Here is a 26,682-nt window from a genome sequence, read left to right as displayed (position 1 = left end):
GTCTTAGGCTCGAGCGTGGACGCCCAGCGCGGGCATGTTCAAGGCGGGATCATCGCAGCAGCCAGGACCGACGCCTTGTCCGGAGGGATGCTCGGCGTTCGGCGAGTGGCAAGGGCCTAGACGGATCTGAGCCGAGCCGGAGTCTCCGGGTTCTGCCTCGTATCGGCAAGCGGGTGAGTCCCACTTTGGCACGTCCGGGGTCAGTCATCGGTTCCGGGCTGGGTCGGGATGTGGGTGGTGAGCCCGACGGCTGCTGCGGCGAAGAGGAGTCCGGCGGACACGACGTAGACGAGCCGGATGTCGATGATGTCGACGAGCACGCCGCCGACAGCGAGGGACAGCAGACGGGCCGAGTTCCACAACACGTCGTAGAACGCGAACGCCCGCCCGCGGGTTTCGGCGGGCACGAGCGTCTGGAGGGTGGACTGGTAGGCGACCATGCCAGTGCTCGTCGACATGCCGTACGCGACGAGCGCGCCGCCGGCAACGATGGGGTTGGCGACCGCGGCCAGGGTGAGGTCGACGCCGCCGCGAACGGCGAAGGGGCCGAACAGCCAGCGCTTGTCACTGGCGGTGATGAAGCGGCGCAACAGGAGCGGGCCGGCCGCGGCTCCGGCTCCGATCGCCGCGAGCAGCGTCCCGAACCCGCCCGCACCGACGCCGAGCCATCGGTCGGCGAGCACGACGAGCAGCCCGCTCGTGGCCCCAGCGGACAGCGATGCGAGGACCTGCACGATGGCCAGGCGCGTCAGGAGCGGGTCGGCTCGCACGGTCTGCACGCCGGCGAGGACGCCGGCCCAGCCTCGGACGGCGATGTCGGCGGGCGTCCGTCCGGCCTGCAGTCCGATGAGCAGGAGCCCCGAGATGGCGAAGGTGGCGGCGTTGACGGCGAAGGCGACCTCGACGCCCCACGCGGCGATGACGAACCCGGCCAGCGGGGCCAGGGCGATCTGCGCGGTGACCGAGGTGGTCCACATCGCACTGTTGGCCGTGACGACGTCGTCTTCGTCGACGACCTCGGGCAGCAACGAACCGGCCGCGGGGTTGAACAGGACTGCGCCGGCGGACAGTCCGAACGCGACGGCGTAGGCCACGCCGACGGACGGGGCGAAGGCGACCAGGACGAGCGCGACCGCGGTGCGGACTGCGTCGGCGCCGACCATGAGGCGGCGTCGGGGCAGACGGTCGGCAGCGAGCCCGGCGACGGGACCCAGCAGAAGGACGGGCAGCACCTCGAACATCACCGCCCCGGCGACACCGAGGCCGGTTCCGGTCAGGTCGAATACGAGGACGACGAGCGCGACGGTGTTGAACGCGTCGCCGGCCCGGGATACTGAATGGGCCATGAAGAGGCGTCGGAACTCGCCGTTGGTGCGAAGAAGTGTGAGCACGGTCAAGAGGTCGGGCGAGACGGACGCGGGCCGAGACGTGACCCGGGCCCGTCCGGTGAACCGGGTGTGGCGCCGGTCAGAGCATCGAGCCGAGGTCTGACCCGACGGTGGGGTAGGCGGCTGTCATCGACTTCAGCTGGCGGGTGGTGAGGCCGAGTTTGATGGCGAGGCTGAAGACGTTGATCAGCTCGCCGTACTCGGGCCCGAGCATGTGAGCACCGACGATCGTGTCGTTGCTGGTGTCGACGAGGATCTTGGTGGCGGCGGTCGTCTCACCGATCCGGTAGTTGGAGTACCAGCCGCTGGTGTCGTTGTAGCGGACATCGACGTCGATGCCGGCTGCTGTTGCTTCGTCTTCGAGGAGCCCGACGCGGACGAGTTCGGGGATGGTGAACACAGCCGTGGGCACGCCGGCGTAGTCCGGGGTCGTGGTGGTTCCCTTGAGCATGTTGGAGGCGGCGACCTTGCCCTCGAACACTGCCACCGGTGTCAGTGGGACGCCGGGGGTGTCGGCGGCGTCGCCGGCGGCGTAGACGGCCGGGTTGGTGGTGCTCTGGAGGTGCCCGGCGACGGTCACGCCTTCGGTGTCGTGGGCGACGTTGGCGGCGTCGAGCGCGAGCTTGGACAGCTGGGGGATGCGCCCGGCGCCATGGACGACGAGATCGACCTCGATCTCGGCCCGGTTGCCGGCGGTCTCGAGGGCGACGTGGTAGCCGGAGCCGACCTGGTCGATGGCGGTGATGGTCGTTTCCGTGCGTACTTCGATGCCGGCATCAGAGCTTCGAGCCACGAGGAGGTCGACCAGGTCGGGGTCGAACCCCTTGAGCGGGCGGGCACCGCGGTCGATGATCACCGGTCGGGCGCCGGCCCGGGCGGCGATGTGGGCGAACTCGAAGGAGACGAACCCGCCGCCGACGAACAGCACGCGGCGGGGGAGGTCTTCGAGTTCGAGGAAGGCGGTGCTGTCGATCAGGTGCTCGTGGCCGGGTAAGTCCAGGGGTCGGGGGCGGGCGCCGGTGGCGATCAGGAAGTGGGCCGACTCGTAGGCCAGGTCGTCGACGGAGAGTCTGTTCTGGTCCTCGAAGCGCGCGGTGCCGTGCAGCGTCTCGACTCCGTTGCGGGTGAGCTCGGCTTCCATGTTGGCGGGGACCGGGTCGGTGAAGCCGCGTTTGTACTTCATCAGGTCGGTCCAGTTGATGTGCATGCCGTTGGTGTCGATGCCCTTGCCGGTCATGAGGCGAGCGCTGTCGATGATCTCGGCGCCGCGGCGCAGGATCTTCTTGGGGTCACAGCCCCGCAGCGCGCAGGTGCCCCCGTAGGGGAGTTCGTCGACGATGGCGACCTTCCACCCTTGCGAGGCGCACTTGTTCGCGGCGGCGACGCCGCCCATGCCCGCGCCGATGACGATCAGGTCGTAGGTGTCGGTCATCGCACCGCTCGATCTCGGTGCGCCGGTCCCTCTTCGGATTTGCAGGTGCGATCGGGACGGTGCCGGCGGCGGTCGAGCGACCACGCGATCGCCACCACGAGGCCCAGACCCGCGACCGAGAGCACCGTGACCCGACCGATCGCGGTCCACGCAACACCCCCGACGAGCCCGACGATCAGCGCCATCGCGCCGCAGCACACAATGGCGCTGGCGACGGCAACCGGTAGCAGCTTGCGGTCACCCATCCAGGGCCGCCTCGATCTGATCGGGGGTCGGGGAGCCGGCCGGGCCACCGGGGGTCTGGTACACGCGACACGCCAGACCGAACGGTTCGTCCCCTGCGGCGAACGGATCCTCGCCGTCGACCAGAATCGTCGGCGAGCCCCGGAACCTGGCTGCCTCGGCCTCCTCCTCGGTCGTCACGAGGCGGCGCTTCACCGTCACGCCACGAGCGCCTGCGACCTCGTCAAGGCGTTCTGCTGCGACCTTCCAGTTCGGGCAATCATCGAAGTACAGAAGTTCCAGCTTCATGGCGTTCCTTCTGGGTGAGAGACAGCTGCGATCTGGGAGCTACCGTAAACCTTCCACCACGATGGAAGGTCAAGAGGCTCGCGCATGCGCATCGGAGAACTCGCCGCTTACAGCGGCGTCACCGCCAAGACCATCCGCTTCTGGGAAGTGAAGGGACTCCTCCCCGACCCCGCCCGCACCCGCTCCGGGTACCGCGACTACGACTCGGACACGCTGGAACGGCTGGACTTCATCCGCCACGCCCAGACCGCCGGGTTCACCCTCGCCGAGATCCGACAGGTACTCCAGATCTCCGACAACGGCCACCCGCCGTGCGGACACATCACCGACCTGATCCACCAACACCTCACCGAGGTCGACCAGCGAATCAGCGAGCTCGAAGAGACCCGCTTGCTGCTCAACCGGCTGGCTGATCGTGCGGCCGACCAGGACCCCGCCGACTGCGACGGCTACTGCGCCATCCTCCAGCCTCCGCCCGCGACGCGCGCCGCTGCGATCGAACCCTGAAATGCCCACCCGAGCGCCGGATACTGCCGTGGACGCGCGTCGCACGACGGATACTGCGCGGTGAAGAACGACCCTTCGGGGCACGTCGATGCACTCGCCATCACCGGGCAGGCACCTTCGGGACGGGTGCTGCTGACGTCAGAACATCCCGTTGTCGTTCTGTGAGCTCTCGGGAACGAGTTGGAGTACGTCCCAGTGTTCGACGATTTTTCCGTCGAGATCGAGACGGAAGATGTCGATGCCGGCGTAGACCTCATCGCCGGGCCACGTCTGTCTGCAATGCAGCACGACGAGGTCACCTTCGGCAACCGCGCGAACGAACTCGACCTTCTTGGCGGGGTACTCATCGGCCATCCGTTCGAAGTACTCGATGAACGCCTGCTTGCCGTCGCCGACATGGGGGTTGTGCTGGCGATAAGCGGCCCCAACGAACTGCTCAATTGCCTCGGCGGGCCTGTTCCGGTTGAACATCAGATCGTAGAAGGTGATCACGTTCTGCTTGTTCTCTTCCAAGCTGGGCATGTCGAGGACAACAAGGGCACGCGGCGCAGTGTTCCTCAGCGACCGGAGCCCTGTTCGGCATCGAGTCCCCTATCGACAACCGTCGGATCCTCGACGACGCCTGCGGGTAGGGGACGACCTTCGGGGACGGCAATCGGCCGTCGCCAGAACCGGCACATCCGGGGCGGTGCTCGCGCCGATATGCAGGAGCGGTAGGGGACAGCAGCGATGGAGTGGTCTCCAACTGGCTCCGTAGCACGATCAAGACAGGCGTTCCACGCGAAGTCGGGTGGTCGTCGTCAGCGGTCGAGAAGGACCCGGCAAGCAGAGTCATGCGGCGTCGTAGACAGCGCAGAAGCCGTAGCGGGCGTTGACAGGTGCGGCCCGCTCCGGGATCACAGGGCGTCCCCCACCGTGGCGTGGAAGCGTGCGGCGAGGCCGCCGAGCGTTGGAGTTACGTCGACGTCGTCGAACCCGCTGGCGATGAGTTGGTCGCGCAGTTCGCCACGGCTGAGGAGTCGATGGGGTGAGCGGTCGGCGAGGTGGAGCAGGCGCGCGCCCGGAGTTGCGATGAGGTCGTAGCCGACGACTCGTCCACCGGGACGCACGACTCGGGCCATCTCGCGGATGGCCGCTTCCCAGTCGATGACGTGGTGCAGCATGAGGAGACTCACGGCGGCGTCGAAGTGGTCGGCGTCGAAGGGCAGCCGTGTGCTGTCGGCTTCGGCGACCGTGGCGCGCTCCCCGTACCTCGCAAGCCGTGCTCGCGCGGCCGTGACCATCGCCGGGTCGAGGTCGGTGGCCGTGACCCTGGTCTGCGGCTGTGTCTCGGCGATCACCGAGGCGTTCGCTCCGGCCCCTGAGCCGATCTCGAGCACCTCACCGGCGAGCTCCTCACCCCGCAGCACCCACGGCACGACGACCCGTCCGGTGAACGCTCGCCACGGTGCACTGCGACAGAACGCAGCCTCGACCCTCGACATCACTGGCATGACGTGACCTCCGCTCTCTTTGATAAATCGGTATCAGAAGCTATCATCGGCGCTTGCCGATGGATAAGGGGATGCTATGACGGTTGCTCAGAGGTCCGATGTGGCGGTTGCAGCGCAGCTCTTCCGAGGGTTCGGTGACCCGACCCGGTTGGCGATCCTGACCGAGCTCCTTGCCGGCGACCGCCGGGTGGTGGATCTGGTCGAGGCCCTGGGTTGTTCGCAGTCGAACGTGTCGGGGCACCTGGCGTGCTTGAAGGAGTGCGGGCTGGTCGCCGACCGCCCCGAAGGCCGGGCGGTGCGCTACCGGCTCGCCACGCCAGCCGTCGTCGACCTCCTTCGCCAGGCCGAACAGCTCCTCGCTGATGTCGGCCAGCAGGTGGCCTTGTGCGACAACTACCGGACGGGAGCGACCAATGGCCGGTGATCTCGCCGACGATCTGGCGCCCGGAGAGGTGCCTTCTGGCGCTGACGCGTTGCTGCCGGCGCTGTGGCGCTCTCGGGAGGTGCGGTGGTCGGCGGCCAGCGGTCTGCTGATCGTCGTCGGCTACCTGGCTGGACCGCTCGGTGCGCCGGGTGCAGTGTCGACGGTGCTGTTCATGGTCGCCGCAGTGGTCGGTGCCCGGTTCTTCGCGGCCGAGGCGATCGAGGAGCTGGTCACCGAGCGGGAGATCGGCATCGAGCTGCTGATGACGGTCGCCGCCGTCGTCGCCGGTGCCCTCGGTGCGTGGTCGGAAGCTGCCGCACTGGCGTTCCTGTACTCGATCTCGGAGTCCCTCGAGGAGTTCACCGAGGACCGCACACGCGACGCCATCGCCAAACTGTTGGATCTCGCACCCCGACGGGTGACCGTCGTCGACGCTCACGGCACCGAGCGTGAAGTGGATGTCGACGAAGTGGCGGTCGGCGATCGGTTCCTCGTCCGCCCGGGCCAGAACGTCGCCACCGACGGCGTGGTAATCGAAGGCACCTCTGCGGTCGACGAGGCGGCGGTGACGGGTGAGTCCATCCCGGTCGACAAGGTCGTCGGCGACAAGGTGTTCGCCGGAACCGCCAACGGCCACGGCGCGCTGGTGGTGGAAGCCACGGCCACGTCGGCGACGAACACGCTTGCCCGCGTGGTGGAGCTGGTCACCGAAGCCCAGGAGAGCAAGGGGCAGGGCCAGCAGTTCATGGAGCGCTTCACCGGCGTGTACTCGCCCGCGGTGCTGGCCGCCGGCGCACTGATCCTGGTCGCCGGTGGTGCCCTTACCGGCGACTGGGGTGACTGGGCGCTGCGAGCGGCGACCGTGCTCGTCGCCGCCGCCCCCTGCGCCCTCGTCATCTCCATCCCGGTCACCTACGTCGCCGCCATGGGCAGATCCAGCCGCTCCGGCGTGCTGATCAAGGGCGGCGTGTACCTCGAGGAGCTTGGCCGTCTCCGAGCCGTCGCCCTCGACAAGACCGGCACCCTGACCCGAGGCAAGCCGGAGCTGACCGAGCTGCACCCGACCGGCACCTTCCCCGACAACGAGCTCCTCGCCCTGGCCGCGGCAGCCGAGCGGCGCTCCGAGCACCCCATCGCCCGGGCCATCGTCACCGCCGCCGACCGCCGAGGCATTTCGGTGCCTGATCCGGACAGCTTCACCGCCGCCGTCGGCGGCGGCGTCCACGCCACCGTCGGCGGCATCGACGTGACGATCGGCAGCCCCTCCTACCTGACCGGCCAGGGCCACGACCTCAGCGGCATCAACGAACTCATCGAACGGTTGGAGGCGGCCGGGAACACCACCGTCGTGCTCGCCGGACCCGACGGCCCGCTCGGCGTGCTCGGCGTCGCCGACACCCTCCGCCCCCAGGCCACCGCGGCCATCGCCGAGCTCCGCCGCCTCGGGATCGAGCACATCGTCATGCTCACCGGCGACAACCCGCGCACCGCCGCCGCGATCGCCGCCGAGGCGGGTATCGACGATATCGGCGCCGGTCTCAGCCCCGAGGACAAGGCCGCACGCATCCGAGACCTGGTCGAACGCTACGACCACGTCGCCATGCTCGGCGACGGGATCAACGACGCCCCACCCCTCGCCGCCGCCTCCGTGGGGATCGCAATGGGAACGGCTGGCAGCGACATCGCCCTCGAGACCGCAGACGTCGCCCTCATGGCCGATGACCTCGCCAAGCTCACCACCGCCATCCGGACCGGCTGGCGCACCCGTCGCATCGTGACCCAGAACCTCGCCCTGTCCCTGGTGATCCTTGCGATCCTGGTCCCCACCGCGTTGTTCGGGATCATCGCCCTGCCCGTCGCCGTCCTCGCCCACGAGCTGTCCGAGCTCGCCGTCATCCTCAACGGCACCCGCATGGCCCGATGAGCTCGGTGCACCGCCGCCTGGTCCTCGTTGCTGCCGTGACGATCGCAGCCGATCTGGCCGTGAAGACGGCGGCGGTGCGGTGGCTGACCGACCCTGTCGACCTCGGCGTCATCACCGTGCGAGCGACCGAGAACTCCGGCGTCGCCTTCGGCATCGGCGCCGACCAGCCCTTCGCGGTCGTCGCCGCACTCACCGGCCTCGTCGTCGCGGCGATTGCCGTCGGAGCGTGGCGCGGCGACTTCGGCGGACCGGTCGGCGCCGGACTGCTCGTCGGCGGCGGTGCCGCCAACCTCGCCGACCGCCTCGTCGGCGGAAGCGTCGTCGACTTGGTCGACCTGGGCTGGTGGCCGGTCTTCAACCTCGCCGACGTCGCCCTAACCATCGGCATCACCCTCACCCTGGTCGCCACCCTGCGAGAGAAGCCGTCACGCCCGGACGAACCGGCGGAGGAGGCGGAACGTGCCTGAGCTGTCGACCGTGCTCCTGCTGGCCCTGCTCCCGGGCGTCGGCGTGGCCGCCGGTGGCCTCATCGCCGAGCTCGCACCCAGCTCCAAGAAGTGGCTGAACTGGTCGTTGCACGCCGCCGCCGGCATCGTCATCGCCATCGCGGCCATCGAAGTCCTCCCCGAAGCACTCGAGACCGTGTCCCGCTGGACCGTCGGCATCGCCTTCGCCATCGGCGGCCTCGGCTACCTGGCCGCACAGCTCTCGATCGAGAAGCGCACCGAAGGCTCCGGACGTGTATGGATGATCTACCTTGCCGCAGCCACCGACCTGTTCGGCGACGGCCTGCTCATCGGCGCCGGCACCGCCGTGTCCGCCGACCTCGGCATCACCCTGGCGATCGGCCAGATCATGGCCAACATCCCCGAAGGCTTCGCATCCCTGTCCACGTTCCGAGCCAACGACACCCCCCGGCCCACCCGGCTCTGGCTCACCGCCGCGTTCATCGTCCCCGCCGTCGTTGCCGCAGTGATCGGCTTCCTCGTCCTGCGCACCCGCCCCGAATCGTGGCAGTACAGCGCCCTCACCGCCGCAGCCGGCCTGTACACCGTCGCCGCGTTCGAGGACATCATCCACGAGGCCCACGAGACCACCTCCGACAACCGCCGCTCGACGCTCGCGTTGATCGCCGGCTTCACGCTGTTCGTCTTCACCTCCGCACTGCTGCGTGGCTGATCCACACCGATCCCGAACCTGAGCGCCTCGACGCTCAGCCGGCGGGCAGTCCCTCGAGGTGGTCGACCAATGCGGCTTCGTCGAGGACGTTGTCGCACCGGTCGACGATGGTGCCGTTGCTGTCGATGAGGAAGACCCACGGTTCGTTCCCGCCGCCGTCGGTGACGAGCCACTCGGCGACGGCGTCGTTGAACGTGCGGTCGTCGAATTGCTCCCAGATCTCGACGTGGATGAACGCGGCGCGGTCGGCGTAGCGGGCGGCGAGTTCCCCGGTGCGTTCGGTGATCGGTCCGCAGAACCGCGATGTGCAGTGTGTGGGGGGTGGAACTCACCTCTGAGGAGTACGACGAGCGCGTGAACCGCATCGGGAAGCGGTAGCCCCGGCATGGCACAGCCGCACCGGGTCGCCGGGTGCCGTCGCTGCAGCGGCGGGTGCCTCGGCCCTCGCCGTGCTCGCATGGCGGCAACGGACGGGACGAGCTCATGAAGAGCCTCAAGTACGACAAGCGCGTCCTCCGCCCGACACCGATCGATCCGGAGTCGTCGCCATGACCGCCCACCTCGAGGCAACCCGGGACGACGACGCCCACTGACTTGCCCGATCCCGCTCGTGGCGGCGAGTGCCGTCACCAGCGGTTGGGCGGAAGCGTGAACCGCACGACCCATTCCGAGCGCCCTCGGGTTCCCAGGTCTGCACGTACCCCACGAAACGCGCCTTGGTTGACGAGCTGATGTTCACTGCCGAGGCGCCAGCGACTGCCGGCTCGCGGGTGCTTGTGGCCACCGGTTCCGGACCAGGAAAGCACCAAAGCACGCCCCGTATTCGAGCAGCGACTGCCACATAACGACAGTGCCGACGCCGGTTCGCCACCATTACCTACCGCCGGCTCCGGGACACGGGTGACGCCCCCCTCTGCGGACGCGGTTCGACCTCTGGTCCCTGCTCCCTGCCGAGCTCAGCTCGCGGTGAGTTCGTCGCGCAGCTCGCGCTTCAGCACCTTGCCCGCGGGGTTGCGCGGCAGCGGTTCGTCGCGGAACCACACGTGGGTGGGCACCTTGAAGCCGGCCAGTCGCTCCTTCACGTGGGCCTGCAGGTCCTCGGCGGTCGCCGCGGCGCCCGGCCGGAGCACGATGACCGCGCCGACCTCCTCGCCGAGCACACGGTGCGGCACCCCGAGCACGCACGCCTCGGTGACGGCGGGGTGCTCGTAGAGGGCGCCCTCGACCTCGGCGCAGTACACGTTCTCGCCCCCACGGATGACGACGTCCTTCGCCCGGTCGGCGATCGTGACGAAGCCCTCCTCGTCGAGCGTCGCCAGGTCGCCGGTGTGGAGCCAGCCGTCGACGAACGTGCGGGCCGTCTCCTCCGGCTTGTTCCAGTAGCCCCGCACGACGTTCGGGCCCTTGATGAGCAGCTCGCCGACCTCGCCGAGCGGCACGTCGTCGCCTGCCGGGTCGACGATCCGCACGTCGACCACGGGGAGCGGGCGGCCGATGCTGTGGGGCTTGCGCACGTAGTCCGCGCCGCCGTTCGCGACGGCGACCGAGGACGTCTCGGTGAGGCCGTACCCGTTGCCGGGTGCCGCGAGCTCGAAGTGCTCGGTGATGCGGCGGACGAGCTCGGGCGGTGCCGGAGCGCCGCCGTAGCCGATCGACTGCACGCTCGAGAGGTCGTGGTCACCGAACTTGGGTGACTCGAGCACCTCCCACACCATGCTCGGGACCCCGCCGAAGCTCGTCAGGCGCTCGCGCTCGATGAGCTCCAGCGCGCGCTCCGGGTTCCAGCGGTACATCATCACCAGCTTCGAGCCCGCCCAGGTGGAGCCGACCATCGTGGCGTGGCACCCGGTGACGTGGAAGAGCGGGACCGAGAGCAGCCGTCCCTGCTGGGGGCGCTCGGTGTGGGGAGGGAGGTCGCGGCCAGCCGCGGCTGCTCCCCGCGCCGCCGTCAGCTCGGCGTTCGCCGTGATCGTGCAGATGTTGCGGTGCGTCCCCACCGCGCCCTTCGGCACACCGGTCGTGCCCGAGGTGTAGAAGATCGTGGCATCGTCCTCGGGGTCGATGGCGACGTCGGGCAGCTCGGTCGCCGAGCTCGCGCCGACGACCTCCTCGACGTCCAGCCAGCCGTCCACCGCGCCACGAGCCACGATCCGGTGGGCCACCGCCGTGCCGTCGAGGTGGGGACCCAGCCGCTCGGCTCGCTCGGCGTCGGCGACGAGCACCGTGGCGCCGGAGTCCGCCAGCGCGTACTCGAGCTCGGCCCCGGTCCACCAGGCGTTGAGCGGGACGACGATGCCACCGGCCGCCGCGGTGGCCCAGAAGGTGGCGATCCACTCGGGGAAGTTGCGCATCGCGATGGCGACGCGCGTGCCCTTCTCCACGCCCATGTCGTGGACGAAGCGATCGGCGAGCTTGGCGACGACGTCGAAGTGCTCGGCGTAGGTCCACGCATCGTCCTCGTAGACGACGAAGGTGCGGTCGCCGTACTGCCGCGAATGCCGCAGGGTGTCGACGAGGGTGCGCGGGCCGAACCCGTAGACGCGGGTCGGGATGCCCCGCACGACCGCCTCGCGGATCTCGAAGGGCCCACCCGGGCCCGTCAGCTCCTGCACCAGATCGCGCGGCTGCGCCATCGTCGTCTCCCCCCTGGTTCGCGGTGCGCCGACCCCCGGCGCTCGCTCCGACCGTACCGGCACCTGGGAGGTCCGACGCCAGCCGGCATCGCCTACCGTGTGGACCCATGTCCGCCGAGCCCACCGGTCCCACCGAGCCCATCGACCACGACGAGACGCTCGACGCCTACCGGGCCAGCATCGACAACATCGACGCGGCGATCATCCACCTGCTCGCGGAGCGCTTCAAGATCACCCGCAAGGTCGGCGAGTACAAGGCCACCCACGACCTGCCCCCGGCCGACCCCGGGCGCGAGGCTCAACAGATCGCCCGGCTCCGTGCGCTCGCCCACGACGCCGACCTCGATCCCGAGTTCGGCGAGGCCTTCCTGCGGTTCATCATCTCCGAGGTCATCCGCCACCACGAGAAGGCCCGGGCGTAGCACGCGACAGGCGCCTGCCCACCGCCGCCAGGCACGGCCCGACCGCACCCGACAGATCCTCCTCGAGCTCGACGTCGACGGCGGTCGCCAACCCGGCGATCACCATCGCGAGCCACGCCGGTTCCTCACCCCGGAGCGCGACGCGGCACGTCGCCCCGAGGTCCTCGACGTCGGCGTCGACCCACCGCAGGAGCGACGCGACCTCCTCCGCGGTGCAGGTGGCGCGGACGACGACGTGGTGGGCGACGGGCATGTCGGCGATCGATCGCGCCACGAACTCGGCCGGGCCGCCGCCCGGCACAGACCGTGGCGTGAAGCGGGCGCCCGCCAGGCGGGGCTCGACGACGCGATCGAGGCGGAAGGTCCGCCAGTCGTCGCGGCGCACGTCCCACGCGACGAGGTACCAGCGGCGCCCGGCGCTCACGAGGTGGTGGGGCTGCACCAGACGGCTCGACTCCTCGCCGTCGCGGCGTCGGTAGTCGAACCGGGCCTCCTCGTGGTCGCGGCAGGCCTGCGAGAGGAGGGCGAGCGCCTCCGGCACGACCGTCGGCCCCGGGCCGCCGTCCCACCGCATGGGCACGATGTTGGCGTGGACGGTGCGGACCCGTCGGCGCAGGCGGTCCGGGAGCACCTGCTCGAGCTTGGCCAGGGCCCGCACCGAGATCTCCTCGATCCCGTCGATCGACGCACCGGCCGCGGCCCGCAGACCGACGGCGATGGCCACCGCCTCGTCGTCGTCGAGCAGCAGCGGCGGCATGTGGGAGCCGGCGGCGAGGCGGTACCCGCCGGCCGCCCCCGGTGTGGCGTCCACCGGGTAGCCGAGGACGCGGAGCCGGTCGATGTCGCGCCGCAGCGTCCGTGAGCTGATCCCCAAGCGGTCCGACAGCTCGGTGCCCGGCCAGAACCGGTAGGTCTGGAGCAGAGAGAGGAGCTGCAGGATCCGGGAGGTGGGATCGCTCATGGGCCCATCGTGACCCACATCGAGGTCAGGTCGTGGCCGCGATCCCGGGGCGGGTCAGCCCTCGGTGCCGGGCTCGGCGGCGTCGCCACCGCCGTCCGGAGGAGGAGGCGGCGGCTGCGTGGTCGGCGGCTGCGTGGTCGGCGGCTGGGTGGTCGGCGGCCGCGTCGTCGGCGGCGTCTCGCCCTCGGTCGTCGGCGGGGTGGTCGTCGGCGGCCGGGTGGTCGGCGGCGCCGGCGCCCGACCCCGCGAGACGTACACCGTGATGGTGGAGCCGTACGGCGCCTCCCGTCCGGCGCGGGGCTCGGTCGAGATGACGTCGCCGACCGGCACGTAGGACGAGTAGCGCTGCACCGGCGCGGCGTTGAAGCCGGCGGAGGCGAGGATCTGGACGGCTTCGGCCTGCGAGAGCCCGTCGACGTCGGGCACGAGGACGTCGGGGGGTCCCTCCGACACCACGACGTTCACGACGGTGCCGGCGGCCACCTCGGTGCCGGGCAGGGGATCCTGCTCGAGCACCTCACCGGGCTGGGTGGTCGGGTCCTGGCGGTAGGTGACCTCGCCGAGTCCGAGACCGCGGAAGAAGAGCGTCTGGGCCAGGTCGGACTCGAGGGAGCCGTAGAGCTGGGGCACGAGGACGAACTCGTCGCCCGCGCTCACCACGAGCTCGACCGGGGACCCCACGGGGGCCTTCGTGCCCGCCGGCGGGCTCTGGCGGAAGACCTCGCCCGCGGGGACGTCGACGTTGCGCAGCGGAACGACCCGGATCACGAAGCCGGCGTCGTCGATCGCCGTGCTGGCCTCGGCCTCGGACAACCCGATGACCTCGGGGACGGCCGCGAGGTCCTCGGTGGCGGTGCTACCGGCCAGGCCGGCCGTGCCCGTGAACCACACCAGGCACGCGACGGTCGCCGCGGCGAGCGCACCGAGCGCCACGAGGAGGCGCAGCGGGTGCGACGGCGGCGGGAGGTACTCCTCGTCGTAGATGGGTGCGTCGCGCTCCGGGGGAGCCATGTGCTGCCGTTCGCTCGTCGGTCGGGATCCGAAGCCTGCTACCCAACCCCTGTTCCCCGGGGGCGTCAAGTCCACTCCTCCCCGTCGGCACCGGCGGCCGCCTGCCGCCCCAGCACCACCTCGCGCGTCGGCACCCGGACGAGCACGTACCACACGCCCACCCCCGCCACGGCCCCGAGCGCGGCGCGTGCGACGGCACTCTCCAGGGCCACGACAGCGCTCACGGCCGACATGGCGACGATCATCGAGACGGCGAGGACCTTGGCCCGGCGCGGCATGCCCAAGCCGGCGCGGTGGTCTCGGACGAGCGGTCCGACGGTCGGCAGGTCGAGCACCCAGCGCTCGAACCGGGGGCTGCTCCGCGCGAAGCAGCTGGCGGCCAGGATGAAGAACCCGGTGGTCGGCAGGCCCGGCAGCACGGCGCCCAGGCCGCCGAGCCCCACCGCGACCCAGCCACCGGCGAACCACAGGGCGCGGGCCGGTCGGGACGACGAGGGCGCTGCCGGGTCGGGACCCATCGGAGCCAGTCTGCCGCCGGACCCGCCCGTCGCGTCCGCGGGATCGCCCTGCGCTACGCTGCGCGCACCAGAGGGGAGTATCCCGCCGCCGGCTCGCCCGGCATCGTCGCCTCGTCACCACGGCCGAACGGCTCGGGGCACGGTCCACCTTGGTGTGGATGGGAGAGACCGAGGGCAGCACAACCCCTACGTCTCCCACCACCGAGGTCCCTGTGACGACGACCCCCGCGACCGACGACGCCGTCGCCTACCACCAGATGCCCGGCGAGGACGTCCTCGACCTCCTCGACGTGCATCGCTCCGAGGGCCTCTCCTCCGCCGAGGTCGAGCGACGCCGGGCCGAGCACGGGCCGAACGAGCTCGACGAGGAGCCACCGGTCCCCGCGTGGCGGCGGCTCGTGGCCCAGTTCCGGGACCTGCTCATCCTCATCCTGCTCGCGGCGGCGGTGATCAGCTTCGTGGTCTCGGGCGAGCTGAAGACGCCGATCGTCGTCCTCGTCGTCGTCGTGCTCAACGCCGTCATCGGCTTCGTGCAGGAGAACCGCGCCGCCGCCTCGCTCGACGCCCTGCGCAAGATGCTCGTCATCGAGGTGCGCACGCGCCGTGACGGCGAGTGGCGCACCGTGCGCGCCGAGGAGCTCGTCCCCGGCGACATCGTGGCGCTGGAGGCCGGCGACCGGGTGCCGGCCGACGGTCGCCTGCTCACCGCCGTCCAGCTCGAGATCGAGGAGTCGGCGCTCACCGGCGAGAGCGTGCCGGCCACCAAGGACACCGCCCCGGTGGACGACCCCGACGCCGGGCTCGGCGACCGGGACGGCATGGCCTTCATGCACACCACGGTCACGCGTGGTCGCGCCGAGCTCGTGGTCACGGCCACCGGGATGCGGACCGAGATCGGGCGGATCGCCGGGATGCTCGGGTCGGCGACGGCGGAGAAGACGCCGCTGCAGCGCCAGCTCGACGGCCTCGCCCACAGCCTGGCCCGGCTCGCCGGCGTCATCGTCGCCCTCGTCGTCGCGATCGGGCTCCTTCGTGGGCAGAGCCTCACCGACCTGATGCTGACCGCGGTCGCGCTCGCGGTGGCGTCGATCCCCGAGGGGCTGCCCGCCGTCACGGCGGTCACGCTCGCCATCGGTGTCTCGCAGATGGCGCAGCGCAACGCCATCGTCAAGCGGCTGGCCAGCGTCGAGACGCTCGGGTGCACCAGCGTCATCTGCAGCGACAAGACGGGCACGTTGACCCTCAACCAGATGACCGCCGTCGAGCTCATCGTCGGCGGCGAGCGCATGACCGTCGAGGGCACGGGCTACGGGCCCGACGGCTCCGTCCACCGGGAGGCCGACGGCGATCCCGCTCCCTGGTTCGAGGACGTGCTGCTGCCGATGGCGCTCTGCAACGACGCGACCGTCCGGCCCGCCGACGACGGGCACTGGGAGCTCGTCGGCGACCCGACCGAGGGCGCCCTCGTCACGCTGGCGGGCAAGGGTGGGTGCGACGTGGACGAGGCGCGCCGCGACTGGCCACGCGTCGCCGAGGTCCCCTTCGACTCCGCGCACAAGCTCATGGCCACGTTCCACCGGCCCCCGGCCCACGACCCCCGCCACGACGACGATGCCGTCGAGGTCCGGATGTTCGTGAAGGGGGCGCCCGATGCGCTGCTCGAGCGTGCGCGCTGCGTCGCCGGGCCGGGCGGCGAGCTGCTCGACGTGGCGGAGGTCGAGGACCGGGTGCACGAGCACAACGAGCGCCTGGCCGCCGGCGGCATGCGCGTGCTCGCCGTGGGCTGGCGCGACATCCCGCCCGACGAGTGGCGCGAGGCCGACGAGGGCGACCCGATGGACCTCGTGCGCGACATCACCTTCGGAGCCCTCGTCGGCATCGTCGACCCCGCCCGCCCCGAGGCGACCGCCGCCATCGCCGAGGCGCGCTCCGCCGGCATCGAGGTCAAGATGATCACCGGCGACCACGCGGTGACCGCGGCGTCGATCGGATCCACCCTCGGCCTCGGGCGCGAGGGCGACGTCGTCGCGGTGACCGGCCGCGACCTCGACGCCATGTCGGACGAGGAGCTGGCCGAGCGGATCGACGACATCGACGTGTTCGCCCGGGTGTCGCCCAGCCACAAGATGCGGCTGGTGACGGTGCTCCAGGGTCGAGGACACGTCGTCGCCATGACGGGCGACGGCGTCAACGACGCACCGGCGCTCCGCCAGGCCGACATGGGCATCGCCATGGGCATCACCGGCACCGAGGTGACGAAGGACGCGGCGACGATGGTGCTCGCCGACGACAACTTCGCCACCATCGTCGAGGCGGTCCGCCGCGGGCGCACGATCTACGACAACATCGTCAAGTTCGTGCGGTTCCAGCTGAGCACGACCCTCGGCTTCGCGACCGTCTTCCTCGCCGCCGCGGTGCTCGGCATCGCCTCGGGCAAGCCGTTCACCGCCATCGCGATCCTCTGGGTCAACGTGATCATGGACGGCCCGCCGGCGATGGCGCTCGGCCTCGACCGCGGCGACGCGGAGATCATGGATCGGTCCCCACGCCCGCTCGACGAGCGCATCCTCACCCGGGAGCGGTGGATCGCCGTCGGCTTCGCCGCCGCGATCATGGCGGTCGGCACGCTGGCGGTGCTCGAGCTGGCACCCGGTGAGGATCCGCGCGCTGGCGTGGCGAGCGTCGCCGGCACGATGGGCTTCAACACGTTCGTGCTCTTCCAGTTCTTCAACATCCTGAACGTGCGGAGCGAGCGGCTGTCGGTCTTCCACCGCCAGACCTTCCGGAACCGGTGGCTCTGGACCGCGCTCGCCGGCGTCCTCGCCCTGCAGGTGGCCGTCACCCACGTCGGCGTCCTGCAGCGACTCTTCGACCTCACCAGCCTCGACCTGACGCAGTGGGGCGTGTGTATCGCCGTGGCCTCGAGCGTGCTGTGGGCCGAGGAGCTGCGCAAGCTCGTCCTGCGAGCGCGTCGCGGTGACACCGAGGCCGACGACACAGCCGCACCGCCCGCCGCCACACTGGAGGCGTGACCCGGAGGGGTCGACGGGCGACGTCGGCGCGGTGTGTAGCGTCGCCCCGTGGTCGCGGGGCGTTCAGAGCGGGTTCAGCGGGCGTCCATGGCCGCGCTCGTCGGCGGGATCGGTGCGCTCGTCGTCGCTCTCGCGACGGGACGAGGCGAGGCGCTCTTCGGCTCCTCGCCCTGGCGGGTCACCGTCCCCACGACGGGCGCGACGCTGGCGCTCGGCGCGCTCGTCCTCGCGATCGTGGTCGGCACCCGATCCACGTCGTCGCCGCCCTCCGACGGCGGAGGGGCCACCCGGGTCGAGCTGGCGGTGCTCGCCGGCGCAGCGACGGTCGCGGCCGTCCCGCACGTCCTCGGCATCCGGTGGTTCGACTCCCCCGCACGTGAGGACCAGGTCGTCGAGTGGGCGACGGCGCTCGCTGCCGCCTCCGCCTGCGCGCTGGTCCTCGTCGCCGCACGTCGCGCGTCGCTCCCGCTCCGCCTGGCCCTGTGGGCCACCGCGCCGGTCCTGTTCGTGATGGCCGGCGAGGAGGTCAGCTGGTTGCAGCGGCTTCTGGGCTACGGGACACCCGACGCCTTCTCCGCCAGCTCGCAGGGCGAGGCGAACCTGCACAACCTGTCGACCGACCGGTTCCAGAGCGCCTTCTACCTCGCGGGGTGCGTCGCCCTCGTCGTGGTGCCGCACCTCGCTCGCTGGGCGCCGAGGTCGCTCGGTCCCTTCGCGGCCCTCGCCCCGGGGCGCCTGGCCGCCACCTTCGGCGCGCTGGCCGTCGGCTTCACCTACGCCCGCACGGGCAACCTCGTCCACCACGTCACGGCCTGGGCGGTCGTGGCGGTGCTCGTCAGCTGGGGCGGGGCCAGCCGACGGTGGGCGTGGACGACCCTCGCGGTCACCGCCTGGTGCCAGCTCTCGCTCGTCGTGGTCGGTCCCGATCTCATCCGCCCGTGGTCCCCGGCGGAGTACCGCGAGCTGCTCATCGCGCTCGGGCTCCTCGCCTGGGCCGGCGGCCTCGCCGCTCGCGGACCGCTCGCGTCGCGGTTCACGGGGAGTTCACGCGACGTCGCGGCCGCCGCTCCTACCGTGTGGAGATGACCGACCGCCAGCAGCAGTCCGAGATCATCTCCGCCCTCGAGGTCATCGACCCCGCGCACTTCGACGCCGCCGCGGAGTGCGACCGGCGCATCGAGTTCCTCACCCGCTACCTGCGGGAGAGCGGCGCCAACGGGTTGGTGCTCGGCATCAGCGGTGGGGTCGACTCGACGACGGCCGGACGTCTGAGCCAGCTGGCGTGCGAGCGGAGCCGTGAGCAGGGGCACGAGGCCCGCTTCGTCGCCGTCCGCCTCCCCTACGGCACCCAGGCCGACGCGCACCACGCCGAGATGGCGCTGGAGTTCATCGCTCCCGACGAGGCGTTGGAGGTCGACATCGCTCCGGGAGTGGACGCGCTGTGGTCGTCGGTCCTCGCCGCGGGGTTGGCGGCCGACGACGCCACCGACGAGTACCACAAGGGCAACGTGAAGGCCCGCGCCCGCATGGTCGTGCAGTACGCCGTCGCCGGCGTCCGCGGCTCGCTCGTCGTCGGCACCGACCACTCGGCCGAGGCCCTCGTCGGCTTCTTCACCAAGTTCGGCGACGGTGCCGCCGACGTCACGCCGCTCTTCGGCCTCCCCAAGCGCCGGGTGCGCGAGGTGGCGCGCCACCTGGGCGCGCCGACGGAGCTGGTGGAGAAGGTCCCGACGGCCGACCTCGAGTCCGACCGGCCGCTGCTCGCGGACGAGGTCGCGCTCGGCGTCAGCTACGACGCGGTCGACGACTACCTCGAAGGCGCCGAGATCAGCGCCGAGGACGAGGCGACCATCCTCGGGTGGTACCGCCGCACCGGCCACAAGCGCGACCTGCCCGTCACGCCCGCCGGCTTCCTCGGCGATCGCTGAACGCGTCGTGCGGGTTTGATGGGTCGGCCCACGGTCGGGGATACTCGGCGTTCCTGTGGGGGGAGCATCGTCAGCCGCCGCTCGTCGGCCGTCGGCGTCCGCGAGCCCCGCGCCGCCGTCGACGAGGGGGACGACCATGACCGCGACCGAAGCCCGACCAGGCACCGACCTGGTCGACGAGCTCACCACCTGGCTCGAGGAGAACTGGGATCCCGACCTCACGGTCGGTGAGTGGTGGGAACGCCTGGGGATGGCCGGCTGGGCCGCCCCGATGCTCCCGGAGAACGCCTACGGCCGCGGCCTCACCCGCGGCGACGCGCTCCTGGTCGCCAGCACCATCGCCCGCTTCGGCGCCCTCGGCGCCCCGCAGGGCATGTCGATCAGCATGGCGTCGCCGACGATCGCGACCCACGCCACCCAGGAGCAGATCGACCGGCTGATCCCGCCGGCGGTCACCGGCAAGGTGCACTACTGCCAGCTCTTCAGCGAGCCGGGCGCCGGCTCCGACCTCGCCGGCCTCAACACCCGCGCCATCCGCGACGGCGAGGAGTGGCACGTGACGGGCCAGAAGGTGTGGACCTCGGGCGGCCAGTACGCCGACATGGGCATGCTCATCGCCCGGACCAACCCGGAGGCCCCGAAGCACCAGGGCATCACCTGGTTCGCCATCGAGATGCTCCAGCCCGGCATCGAGATCCGGCCGCTCAAGGAGATGACCGGCCACGCGATGTTCAACGAGGTGTTCCTCGACGGTGCCGTCGTGCCGGACGCGAACCGCATCGGAGAGGTCAACAACGGCTGGGCGGCGACGAACACGACGCTGCTCCACGAGCGCTCGGGCATGGGCGCTCGGGCTGGGACTGCCGCCGGCGGTCGGCTCGCCCGTGCGGGCAGCGTGGTCGGCGACCTCGACAAGCGCGCCGGCGACTTCGCACCGCCGAAGCGCTCGGTCACCGCCACCAAGGAGAAGGCGGCCGAGGAGAAGGCCGAGCGGTCCGCCTCCCCCGCGCAGCTCTACATCGACCTCGCCCGCGACCTCGGCAAGCTCGACGACCCAGTGATCCGCCAGCGCCTCGCCCAGGCCCACATCCTGGGCACGATCACCCGCCTCACCACCGAGCGCCACAAGGCCGTCCGGTCCCAGGGTGGCGACATCCCGGGCGTGGCCAACTTCTCCAAGCTGCTGATGGCCGACATCATCCGCCTGAACCGCGACCTCGGCATGCAGCTGCTCGGCCCGCGCGGCATGCTCCACGACTACGACGACGAGACGCGCGACGCCATGGCCGAGCTGCCCGGTGGGGCGCGTGCCGTCGCCGCCACCGCTCAGGCCCTCGGTGCGCAGGCGCTGCCGATCTACGGCGGCACCGACCAGATCCAGCGCAACATCGTCGGTGAGCGCGCCCTCGGGCTCCCGAAGGAGCCGGGCGACCTGTCGAAGCTGCCGTTCAACGAGCTGCCGAAGAACGGCTGATCCCACGGCGTGAGGGTGGGGTCGGACGGCTGCGGCCGTCGACCCCACCCGTCCGCTAACCCAGGTGGCGGCGGTAGAACGCGGCCGAGGCGTCGCGCTCGAAGACCGGGATGCCGACGTGGGGGCCGGGGTTGATGTGCATCGTCTTCTCCTCGGAGCCGAACGCGGCCCACAGCGCCAGGCCCGACTCCGGCGTCATCAGCTCGTCGTCGTACTGGAAGAGGAAGAGCAGCGGGATGGTGATCGACTCGACGGTCGCCCGGAACGCGGGGTCGGGGCCGAGTCCGAAGAGCCCGAGGACGGCGCAGCGGATGCGCGGCTCGATCGCGACGAGCGGGATGCCGTAGCGAGCGCCCATCGAGACGCCCCAGTAGCCGTAGGGTCCGGTGGCGGGGTCTGACCCCTCGAGGGCGTCGAGCAGCGCGCGCCACTCGCGCACCATCCGGGGCGGGCGGGCCGGCCCGCTGTCGTCGGACCCCGTCCGGGTGCCCTCGTCGACCACGCGCTCGCGGCCCCGCCGCATCTCCTCGTCGACGCCACCTTCGCGCAGCCGGCGCAGGACCTCCTCCTGCTGCCGGATCTGCTCCTCGGTGCGGCGCTCCCCGTGGCCCGGCGCGTCGAGGGCGATGGTCGCGTAGCCGCACTCGTGGGCGAGCTGCGCCGCCATCTCGACGATGTTGGGCGCCTCCTTGCTCTGGAACCCGCCGTGCCCGACCAGGATCGTCGCCGTCGGCTCGGCACCCTCGGGTGCCCAACGGATGCCGGGCACCTGGCGGCCCTCGACCTCCAGGTCGAAGCGTCGACGCACGACCCCCTCGGTCACGGTCTCCTCGATCGACTCCATCGGTGCTCCTCCGGGGTCGTTCATCGGTGCAGCGCGCGGCCGGCGGCCTGCTGCGTCTCGTAGCGACTCATGGCCAGGCGCTCGTCGCGGTGCGGGTCGTCGACGACTGCGGGCGGCACGTCGAAGTGCATGACGGTGCGCCGGTCGAGGTCGTAGGGGGCCCACGGCGGCACGGCGCCGTTGTTCGGGTCACCGGTGTGGGCGAAGGCGATCCACGACTCGCTCATCGCGTGGGCCAGCGCCGCGGTCTCCTCGGTCGGGTCGCCCACCATGTCGGGGGCCACGGCGACGTTGTCGAACACGAACGGCAGGTCGAGCGAGTGCGGGGTGATCCGCCGCCCGCCCTCCACCGGGGTGCGCCACATGAGCCGGTAGGAGTAGACGGGCGCCGCGCCCTGCTCCGCCTTGCGCTCGGTCTGCAGGACGCTGTCGAGCCAGTATCCCCGTGCGGTGACGAGCGTGAAGAACACCTCCGGCGCGCTCGCCCCCGGGTTCGTGCGCCGGACCACGTCGACCAGCTCGGCGACGTCGTCGGCCGGGACGTAGCGGGCGAGCCGCTCGGCGAGGTCGTCGTCGGTGATGTCGAACGTGGTCGGGTCCATGGTGCCGACCTGGTTCGACAGCTCGGTGCGGCAGGTCCCGACCATCAGCGGGATGTGGGCGGACAGCGACGGGGCGTCGGGATCCCAGGGGTGGCGGTCGAAGACGACACCGTCGAGCGTCGGCGAGAACCGGCCGCGCACCGTGGCCTGGGCATCCACGAGCCGATCGGTCGAGACCTCCTGGAGGGCGCGCACATCTCCGGCACGTAGACCCAGCTCGTCGAACAGGCGACCCGTGAGCCCGGCGGCGCGGTCGGGGTCGTGCAGGCGCAGGTGCGACCCGCTCTGGACGATCCCCCGGTGGAACAGCCCCTGCGCCGCCGGCGCGGCCATGGCGATGCTCACCTTCCGGCCCCCGCCGGACTGCCCGTAGATCGTGACGTTGCCGGGATCGCCGCCGAAGCCGGCGACGTTCTCCGCGACCCACTCCAGGGCGGCGACGACGTCGAGGAAGCCGACGTTGGCGGAGCCGGCGAGGTCGTCCCCGCCGACGTCGTCGAGGTAGCAGTGGCCGAAGACGTTGAGCCGGTGGTTGATGGTGACGACCACGACGTCGCCTCGACGGGCGACGTTCGTGCCGTCGTAGAGCAGCATCGAGCCCGTTCCCGCCTCGAAGCCACCGCCGTGCAGCCACACCATGACGGGCCGCCGGGCGTCGTCGCAGCCAGGGGTCCAGACGTTGAGCCGGAGGCAGTCCTCGCCGAGCGGCGGGCGGTTGCCCTTGGTGCCCCCGAGGGCGAGGCGCGTGAAGGTCTGCGGCGCGGAGTCGCCGTAGGCCAGCGCGTCGAGCTCGCCGGTCCACGTCGGCGGCGGTTGCGGCGGTCGGAAGCGGTTCGCTCCCTCGGTCGACGCGCCGTACCGGATGCCCTTGAACACCCGGATCCCCTCGTGCTCCGCGCCGCGCACCGTCCCGTGCGCGGTCGCGACAGCTTCGGACCTCGTCATCCGCCATCCCCCCTCGGTTCGTGGTGACGAAGTGTCACCCATCTGTCGACCGAGGGCAAGCACGCGCCCCGCTACGGTCGGCGGCGATGCGCCGCGCCGAGAAGGTCGAACGGATCGGAGAGATCCTCGACGACCTGTACCCCGATCCCCCCATCCCCCTCGACCACACCGACCCCTACACGCTCCTCGTCGCCGTCGCGCTGTCGGCGCAGACCACCGACAAGAAGGTGAACGAGGTGACGCCCGCGCTGTTCGCGCTGGCGTCGACGCCCGAGCAGATGGTCGAGCTCGGTCCCGAGAAGATCCTCGAGACGATACGAGAGGTCGGCCTGGCGCCGACGAAGGCGAAGAACCTCTGGCTCGCCGCCACCCAGCTCCTCGAGGCCGGGGGCGAGGTGCTCCCCGACTGGGAGCTTCTCGAGTCGCTCGCCGGCGTCGGGCACAAGACGGCGAGCGTCGTGATGGCGCAGGCCTTCGACGTGCCGGCGTTCCCCGTCGACACGCACATCCACCGCCTGGCGTGGCGCTGGGGGCTCTCCGACGGCAGCTCGGTCGAGCGCACCGAGCGGGACCTCAAGGCGGCGTTCCCCGTCGAGACCTGGAACCGCCGCCACCTCCAGATCATCTACTTCGGCCGCGAGCACTGCCCCGCCCGGCGCCACGACTGGATGGCCTGTCCCATCTGCTCGTTCGCGGCCGTGAAGAAGCGCGTGGCCGAGGAGTCGACGAAGCGCCTCCCCTCCCCCGGCGCCCGTCGCAGCCGCCCCGCCACACGGTGAACCGACCGGGCGGCCTGCCGTCGTTCCTCGTCGCGTGCGGGGAGGAGGCGTCGGATCCACTCGTGTGGCACGACGGGCGCGAGGTGCGTGTCGACGAGCTGGCCGCCAGCGGACACCTCGCGCGGCAGGACGCCGACCTCTCCGACGTGGCCGGCCTCGGTGTCCGGTGGTGGCGCTACGGGATGCCGTGGCGGCTCACCGAGCCGGAACCGGGCGTGTACGACTGGACCCTCTGGGACCGGGCCCTCGCCGCCTGCGAGCGCCACGGGCTCGAACCGATCGTCGACCTCTGCCACTTCGGCCTCCCCGACCACTACCCGGGGTTCTGCGACCCGGCGTGGATCGACGGGTTCGCCCGCTACGTCGACGCGTTCCTCGCCCGCTACCGGGAGCCCCGGTTCTTCACCCCGGTGAACGAGCCGTCGATCACCGCCCAGTGCTCGGGCCGGTGGGGCATCTGGAACGACCGTCGGGCATCGCGCGCCGACCACCTGCTCGCGCTCGCCCACTGCACGCTCGCCAACGTGGAGGCGATCGCCCGCATCGACGCCGACCGCGACGGATGGTGGGTCGGCGCCGAGGCGTTCGGCTGCCACGTCGCCGCGACGGCCGATGACGAGGCGACGGCGCAGGAGGCCCGAGAGCTCGAGCAGCTCGTGTGGGACCTGCACTTCGGTGTCGAGCCCGCCCCGTCGGTGGCCGACATCGCCGAGCACGTGCCGGCGTCGGTCCTGGACCGGATCGCCGCGCACCCGGTGGGCATCGAGCGCGTCCTCGCCGGACACGACATGTACCCGGTGAGCGTCACCGTGCACGGCGAGCGGGCCGAGCCGCTGTCGATCGAGGAGCGCCTGGCGGCCTACGACGCCGAGGCCCGCCGCTGGTTCGCCCGCTACGGCCGGCGCTTCTGGGTCTCGGAGACGTCCAACCTCGGCCTGGACGTGGACGACGGACCGCGGTGGCTCGACGGACTCGTCGACGCGCTCGACGGCATGCGGGCCGACGGCCTGCCCGCCGACGGCATCTGCTGGTACAGCCGCGGCGACCAGTACGACTGGCACACGATGCTCGCCCGACCGGTCGGCGAGGTGACCGAGGTCGGCCTCTTCGACGCCGAGCGGCACCCACGACCGGTGGCACGCGCGTACGCGCAGCTCGCCCAGAGCCGCACCTAGAGACGGTTCCGGGTGGTTCGGGACCAACGGCCCTGGTCGCACCCTCGACGAAGCGGCAGCCTTCTTCTAGCCCCGACTAGAGGAATGCTGTCATGTGTGACCACTGCGGATGCCGGCAGTTCGGACCGATCGCCGAGCTCACCGCCGACCACGAACGGATCCTGGACATGGCCTGGGTGGTCGCCGAGGCCGCCGACCCTGCCGATCCTGCCAGGCTCGCCACCCGGGACCAGCTCCTCCACCTGCTCGACGAGCACGTGGTGAAGGAGGAGACCGGCCTCTACCCCGAGCTCATCGGGACGGGCGACCTGTCCCTGGAGGCGAACGACCGGCTCGAGGAGGAGCACCGGGTGGTGCGGGCCGCCCTCGTCGACGGCTCGTTCGACCGGCGGATGTACTTCGCGCTCGCCGCCCACATCGAGGAGGAGGAGATGGAGCTCTTCGCCGGCGCCATGTTCGCCTTCGACGAGGACGAGTGGGACCGCATGGACGCCGCCCACCACGCGGCCTGCGACCACGAGCACCCCCACGACCACCCCCACGACCACGTGCACAGCCACCCGCACGCGCCCGCCCACGCCCACTGATCCGGGGGCGACTGATCCTCGCAGAGGTCCTGGACGCCGTCGGTGAGAGGCGTAGAGTTCCACCCGAGTGACGTCGGTCACAGAGGCGGGAGGAACGCCATGGATCCTCGCAAGCTGGGCGCCGAGGCGCTCGGGACGTTCTGGCTGGTGCTGGGCGGGTGCGGGTCGGCGGTCCTGGCCGCCGGGTTCATGCCCGACACGAGCCTCGGGATCGGCCTCGTCGGTGTCAGCCTCGCGTTCGGTCTCACCGTGCTCACCGGTGCCTACGCGCTCGGCCACGTGTCCGGGGGCCACTTCAACCCGGCCGTGACGCTCGGCCTCGTCGCCGGTCGGCGCTTCCCCGCCGCCGACGCCGTCGGCTACGTCCTCGCGCAGGTCCTCGGGGCGATCGCCGCCGCCGCCGTGCTCGCGGTCATCGCCACCGGCGTCGACGGCTTCGAACTGAGCGACGGCTTCGCCTCGAACGGCTTCGACGACCTGTCTCCCGGCGGCTACAGCCTGCTCGCCGCGCTGGTCACCGAGGTCGTGATGACCGCGATGTTCCTCGTCGTCATCATGGGCGCGACCCGGCGCGGCGCGCCGAACGGGACCGCACCGGTCGCGATCGGACTCGCGCTCACGCTCATCCACCTCATCTCGATCCCGGTCACGAACACCTCGGTGAACCCGGCACGCTCGACCGGCCCGGCGCTGTTCGCCGGCGGGGACCACATCGCCCAGCTCTGGCTGTTCTGGCTGGCGCCGATCGTCGGTGCGGTGATCGGTGCGGTCCTCTACCGGTCGCTCCTCGGCGAGCGGGCGGAGGACCTCGACGCCGACATCACCGGCGACCCCGAGCAGTCGATCGGCTGACGCGCTCGGGCCCACGTCCCGGACCCCAGCGCGCGTGCCGG

Annotated in this window: 27 protein-coding genes; 15 read left to right on the top strand and 12 right to left on the bottom strand. The window is 71.3% G+C overall.

Annotation, left to right across the window (positions count from 1 at the left end; genetic code table 11):
* Positions 1-200: 200 nt before the first annotated feature.
* The 4 genes from GH723_RS07565 to GH723_RS07550 all read right to left on the bottom strand — a co-directional run bounded on the left by GH723_RS07565 (position 201) and on the right by GH723_RS07550 (position 3,351).
* Positions 201-1,391 (bottom strand): MFS transporter, encoded by a 1,191-nt coding sequence (locus GH723_RS07565; RefSeq protein WP_229023160.1) that lies wholly within the window; start codon positions 1,389-1,391, stop codon positions 201-203.
* Positions 1,392-1,467: 76 nt separating this feature from the next.
* Positions 1,468-2,820, bottom strand: a complete 1,353-nt coding sequence (locus GH723_RS07560) for a dihydrolipoyl dehydrogenase family protein (RefSeq protein WP_153759085.1) — start codon at positions 2,818-2,820, stop codon at positions 1,468-1,470.
* Entirely contained in the window at positions 2,817-3,065 is a 249-nt protein-coding gene (locus GH723_RS07555) for a hypothetical protein (protein WP_153759084.1), read from the bottom strand. The genes GH723_RS07560 and GH723_RS07555 overlap by 4 nt, the downstream gene beginning before the upstream one ends.
* Complete coding sequence (locus GH723_RS07550; protein WP_153759083.1) at positions 3,058-3,351, bottom strand: DF family (seleno)protein; 294 nt, start codon at positions 3,349-3,351, stop codon at positions 3,058-3,060. Before GH723_RS07550 ends, GH723_RS07555 begins: the two co-directional genes overlap by 8 nt.
* Before the next feature lie 84 nt (positions 3,352-3,435).
* On the opposite strand from GH723_RS07550, the gene GH723_RS07545 reads away from it, so the two are divergent.
* Positions 3,436-3,858 carry a heavy metal-responsive transcriptional regulator gene (locus tag GH723_RS07545; protein ID WP_153759082.1) on the top strand — a complete coding sequence of 141 codons (423 nt, stop codon included), beginning with the start codon at positions 3,436-3,438 and terminating at the stop codon, positions 3,856-3,858.
* A gap of 138 nt (positions 3,859-3,996) precedes the next feature.
* Here GH723_RS07545 and GH723_RS07540 read toward each other — a convergent pair whose 3' ends face one another.
* On the bottom strand, positions 3,997-4,380 hold the full coding sequence (locus GH723_RS07540) for a nuclear transport factor 2 family protein (RefSeq protein WP_153759081.1): 384 nt from the start codon (positions 4,378-4,380) through the stop codon (positions 3,997-3,999).
* 374 nt (positions 4,381-4,754) lie between these two features.
* Positions 4,755-5,351, bottom strand: coding sequence for a class I SAM-dependent methyltransferase (locus GH723_RS07535; RefSeq protein WP_153759080.1), 597 nt, complete (start codon positions 5,349-5,351; stop codon positions 4,755-4,757).
* A 148-nt stretch (positions 5,352-5,499) separates the two neighbouring features.
* Here GH723_RS07535 and GH723_RS07530 point away from each other — a divergent pair, with 148 nt between their 5' ends.
* Genes GH723_RS07530 through GH723_RS18770 form a run of 5 tightly spaced genes read left to right on the top strand, consistent with a single transcriptional unit; the run spans position 5,500 to position 9,236 of the window.
* Positions 5,500-5,775: an ArsR/SmtB family transcription factor gene (locus GH723_RS07530; protein ID WP_229023158.1), complete on the top strand. Its 276-nt coding sequence runs from the start codon at positions 5,500-5,502 to the stop codon at positions 5,773-5,775.
* Positions 5,765-7,699, top strand: a complete 1,935-nt coding sequence (locus GH723_RS07525) for a heavy metal translocating P-type ATPase (protein ID WP_153759078.1) — start codon at positions 5,765-5,767, stop codon at positions 7,697-7,699. The genes GH723_RS07530 and GH723_RS07525 overlap by 11 nt, the downstream gene beginning before the upstream one ends.
* Entirely contained in the window at positions 7,696-8,166 is a 471-nt protein-coding gene (locus tag GH723_RS07520; protein WP_153759077.1) for a signal peptidase II, read from the top strand. The genes GH723_RS07525 and GH723_RS07520 overlap by 4 nt, the downstream gene beginning before the upstream one ends.
* On the top strand, positions 8,159-8,878 hold the full coding sequence (locus GH723_RS07515) for a ZIP family metal transporter (RefSeq protein ID WP_153759076.1): 720 nt from the start codon (positions 8,159-8,161) through the stop codon (positions 8,876-8,878). The genes GH723_RS07520 and GH723_RS07515 overlap by 8 nt, the downstream gene beginning before the upstream one ends.
* Before the next feature lie 58 nt (positions 8,879-8,936).
* Positions 8,937-9,236, top strand: a complete 300-nt coding sequence (locus GH723_RS18770; protein WP_229023157.1) for a hypothetical protein — start codon at positions 8,937-8,939, stop codon at positions 9,234-9,236.
* 598 nt (positions 9,237-9,834) lie between these two features.
* On the opposite strand, the gene GH723_RS07510 is transcribed toward GH723_RS18770, so the two are convergent.
* Positions 9,835-11,511, bottom strand: coding sequence for a class I adenylate-forming enzyme family protein (locus GH723_RS07510; protein ID WP_153759075.1), 1,677 nt, complete (start codon positions 11,509-11,511; stop codon positions 9,835-9,837).
* 107 nt (positions 11,512-11,618) lie between these two features.
* Between GH723_RS07510 and GH723_RS07505 the strand changes: the two genes are divergently transcribed.
* Positions 11,619-11,933 (top strand): chorismate mutase, encoded by a 315-nt coding sequence (locus tag GH723_RS07505; protein ID WP_153759074.1) that lies wholly within the window; start codon positions 11,619-11,621, stop codon positions 11,931-11,933.
* On the opposite strand, the gene GH723_RS07500 is transcribed toward GH723_RS07505, so the two are convergent.
* From GH723_RS07500 to GH723_RS07490, 3 genes are all read right to left on the bottom strand, one after another.
* Positions 11,902-12,894, bottom strand: a complete 993-nt coding sequence (locus GH723_RS07500; RefSeq protein WP_195210591.1) for a helix-turn-helix transcriptional regulator — start codon at positions 12,892-12,894, stop codon at positions 11,902-11,904. The genes GH723_RS07505 and GH723_RS07500 overlap by 32 nt on opposite strands.
* 54 nt (positions 12,895-12,948) lie before the next feature.
* Entirely contained in the window at positions 12,949-13,905 is a 957-nt protein-coding gene (locus tag GH723_RS07495; RefSeq protein WP_153759073.1) for a PASTA domain-containing protein, read from the bottom strand.
* Between the two features lie 65 nt (positions 13,906-13,970).
* Entirely contained in the window at positions 13,971-14,423 is a 453-nt protein-coding gene (locus GH723_RS07490) for a YbaN family protein (protein WP_153759072.1), read from the bottom strand.
* A 212-nt stretch (positions 14,424-14,635) separates the two neighbouring features.
* Between GH723_RS07490 and GH723_RS07485 the strand changes: the two genes are divergently transcribed.
* The 4 genes from GH723_RS07485 to GH723_RS07470 all read left to right on the top strand — a co-directional run bounded on the left by GH723_RS07485 (position 14,636) and on the right by GH723_RS07470 (position 20,857).
* Complete coding sequence (locus GH723_RS07485; RefSeq protein ID WP_229023156.1) at positions 14,636-17,455, top strand: cation-translocating P-type ATPase; 2,820 nt, start codon at positions 14,636-14,638, stop codon at positions 17,453-17,455.
* Positions 17,456-17,542: 87 nt separating this feature from the next.
* On the top strand, positions 17,543-18,541 hold the full coding sequence (locus tag GH723_RS07480) for a hypothetical protein (protein WP_153759071.1): 999 nt from the start codon (positions 17,543-17,545) through the stop codon (positions 18,539-18,541).
* On the top strand, positions 18,538-19,383 hold the full coding sequence (gene nadE / locus GH723_RS07475) for an ammonia-dependent NAD(+) synthetase (protein ID WP_153759070.1): 846 nt from the start codon (positions 18,538-18,540) through the stop codon (positions 19,381-19,383). Before GH723_RS07480 ends, nadE begins: the two co-directional genes overlap by 4 nt.
* A 136-nt stretch (positions 19,384-19,519) precedes the next feature.
* Positions 19,520-20,857, top strand: a complete 1,338-nt coding sequence (locus GH723_RS07470; protein WP_153759069.1) for an acyl-CoA dehydrogenase family protein — start codon at positions 19,520-19,522, stop codon at positions 20,855-20,857.
* A 55-nt stretch (positions 20,858-20,912) separates the two neighbouring features.
* Here GH723_RS07470 and GH723_RS07465 read toward each other — a convergent pair whose 3' ends face one another.
* A complete protein-coding gene (locus GH723_RS07465) occupies positions 20,913-21,701 on the bottom strand; it encodes a dienelactone hydrolase family protein (RefSeq protein ID WP_195210590.1) in 789 nt (262 codons plus the stop codon).
* A gap of 20 nt (positions 21,702-21,721) precedes the next feature.
* A complete protein-coding gene (locus tag GH723_RS07460; protein ID WP_195210589.1) occupies positions 21,722-23,248 on the bottom strand; it encodes a carboxylesterase/lipase family protein in 1,527 nt (508 codons plus the stop codon).
* Between the two features lie 86 nt (positions 23,249-23,334).
* On the opposite strand from GH723_RS07460, the gene GH723_RS07455 reads away from it, so the two are divergent.
* From GH723_RS07455 to aqpZ, 4 genes are all read left to right on the top strand, one after another.
* Complete coding sequence (locus tag GH723_RS07455) at positions 23,335-24,027, top strand: endonuclease III domain-containing protein (RefSeq protein ID WP_153759066.1); 693 nt, start codon at positions 23,335-23,337, stop codon at positions 24,025-24,027.
* Positions 24,024-25,202 carry a family 1 glycosylhydrolase gene (locus GH723_RS07450; protein WP_195210588.1) on the top strand — a complete coding sequence of 393 codons (1,179 nt, stop codon included), beginning with the start codon at positions 24,024-24,026 and terminating at the stop codon, positions 25,200-25,202. The genes GH723_RS07455 and GH723_RS07450 overlap by 4 nt, the downstream gene beginning before the upstream one ends.
* 92 nt (positions 25,203-25,294) lie before the next feature.
* On the top strand, positions 25,295-25,789 hold the full coding sequence (locus GH723_RS07445) for a hypothetical protein (protein WP_153759064.1): 495 nt from the start codon (positions 25,295-25,297) through the stop codon (positions 25,787-25,789).
* Between the two features lie 99 nt (positions 25,790-25,888).
* Positions 25,889-26,641 (top strand): aquaporin Z, encoded by a 753-nt coding sequence (gene aqpZ, locus GH723_RS07440; protein ID WP_153759063.1) that lies wholly within the window; start codon positions 25,889-25,891, stop codon positions 26,639-26,641.
* Positions 26,642-26,682 lie beyond the last annotated feature (41 nt).

It is taken from the genome of Actinomarinicola tropica (genome assembly GCF_009650215.1).
GTDB lineage: Bacteria > Actinomycetota > Acidimicrobiia > Acidimicrobiales > SKKL01 > Actinomarinicola > Actinomarinicola tropica.
This window is presented reverse-complemented; position numbering and strand designations above follow the sequence as displayed.

What these genes read in the sequence shown, in the direction of transcription:
- nadE (WP_153759070.1), top strand. Translation starts at nt 18,538, where the DNA reads ATGACCGACCGCCAGCAGCAGTCCGAGATCATCTCCGCCCTCGAGGTC.
- GH723_RS07490 (WP_153759072.1), bottom strand. Translation starts at nt 14,423, where the DNA reads ATGGGTCCCGACCCGGCAGCGCCCTCGTCGTCCCGACCGGCCCGCGCC.
- GH723_RS07445 (WP_153759064.1), top strand. Translation starts at nt 25,295, where the DNA reads ATGTGTGACCACTGCGGATGCCGGCAGTTCGGACCGATCGCCGAGCTC.
- GH723_RS07465 (WP_195210590.1), bottom strand. Translation starts at nt 21,701, where the DNA reads ATGGAGTCGATCGAGGAGACCGTGACCGAGGGGGTCGTGCGTCGACGC.
- GH723_RS07545 (WP_153759082.1), top strand. Translation starts at nt 3,436, where the DNA reads ATGCGCATCGGAGAACTCGCCGCTTACAGCGGCGTCACCGCCAAGACC.
- GH723_RS07460 (WP_195210589.1), bottom strand. Translation starts at nt 23,248, where the DNA reads ATGACGAGGTCCGAAGCTGTCGCGACCGCGCACGGGACGGTGCGCGGC.
- GH723_RS07520 (WP_153759077.1), top strand. Translation starts at nt 7,696, where the DNA reads ATGAGCTCGGTGCACCGCCGCCTGGTCCTCGTTGCTGCCGTGACGATC.
- GH723_RS07495 (WP_153759073.1), bottom strand. Translation starts at nt 13,905, where the DNA reads ATGGCTCCCCCGGAGCGCGACGCACCCATCTACGACGAGGAGTACCTC.
- GH723_RS07540 (WP_153759081.1), bottom strand. Translation starts at nt 4,380, where the DNA reads ATGCCCAGCTTGGAAGAGAACAAGCAGAACGTGATCACCTTCTACGAT.
- GH723_RS07505 (WP_153759074.1), top strand. Translation starts at nt 11,619, where the DNA reads ATGTCCGCCGAGCCCACCGGTCCCACCGAGCCCATCGACCACGACGAG.
- GH723_RS07555 (WP_153759084.1), bottom strand. Translation starts at nt 3,065, where the DNA reads ATGGGTGACCGCAAGCTGCTACCGGTTGCCGTCGCCAGCGCCATTGTG.
- GH723_RS07510 (WP_153759075.1), bottom strand. Translation starts at nt 11,511, where the DNA reads ATGGCGCAGCCGCGCGATCTGGTGCAGGAGCTGACGGGCCCGGGTGGG.
- GH723_RS07470 (WP_153759069.1), top strand. Translation starts at nt 19,520, where the DNA reads ATGACCGCGACCGAAGCCCGACCAGGCACCGACCTGGTCGACGAGCTC.
- GH723_RS07525 (WP_153759078.1), top strand. Translation starts at nt 5,765, where the DNA reads ATGGCCGGTGATCTCGCCGACGATCTGGCGCCCGGAGAGGTGCCTTCT.
- GH723_RS07500 (WP_195210591.1), bottom strand. Translation starts at nt 12,894, where the DNA reads ATGAGCGATCCCACCTCCCGGATCCTGCAGCTCCTCTCTCTGCTCCAG.
- GH723_RS07550 (WP_153759083.1), bottom strand. Translation starts at nt 3,351, where the DNA reads ATGAAGCTGGAACTTCTGTACTTCGATGATTGCCCGAACTGGAAGGTC.
- aqpZ (WP_153759063.1), top strand. Translation starts at nt 25,889, where the DNA reads ATGGATCCTCGCAAGCTGGGCGCCGAGGCGCTCGGGACGTTCTGGCTG.
- GH723_RS07535 (WP_153759080.1), bottom strand. Translation starts at nt 5,351, where the DNA reads ATGCCAGTGATGTCGAGGGTCGAGGCTGCGTTCTGTCGCAGTGCACCG.
- GH723_RS07560 (WP_153759085.1), bottom strand. Translation starts at nt 2,820, where the DNA reads ATGACCGACACCTACGACCTGATCGTCATCGGCGCGGGCATGGGCGGC.
- GH723_RS07480 (WP_153759071.1), top strand. Translation starts at nt 17,543, where the DNA reads ATGGCCGCGCTCGTCGGCGGGATCGGTGCGCTCGTCGTCGCTCTCGCG.
- GH723_RS07455 (WP_153759066.1), top strand. Translation starts at nt 23,335, where the DNA reads ATGCGCCGCGCCGAGAAGGTCGAACGGATCGGAGAGATCCTCGACGAC.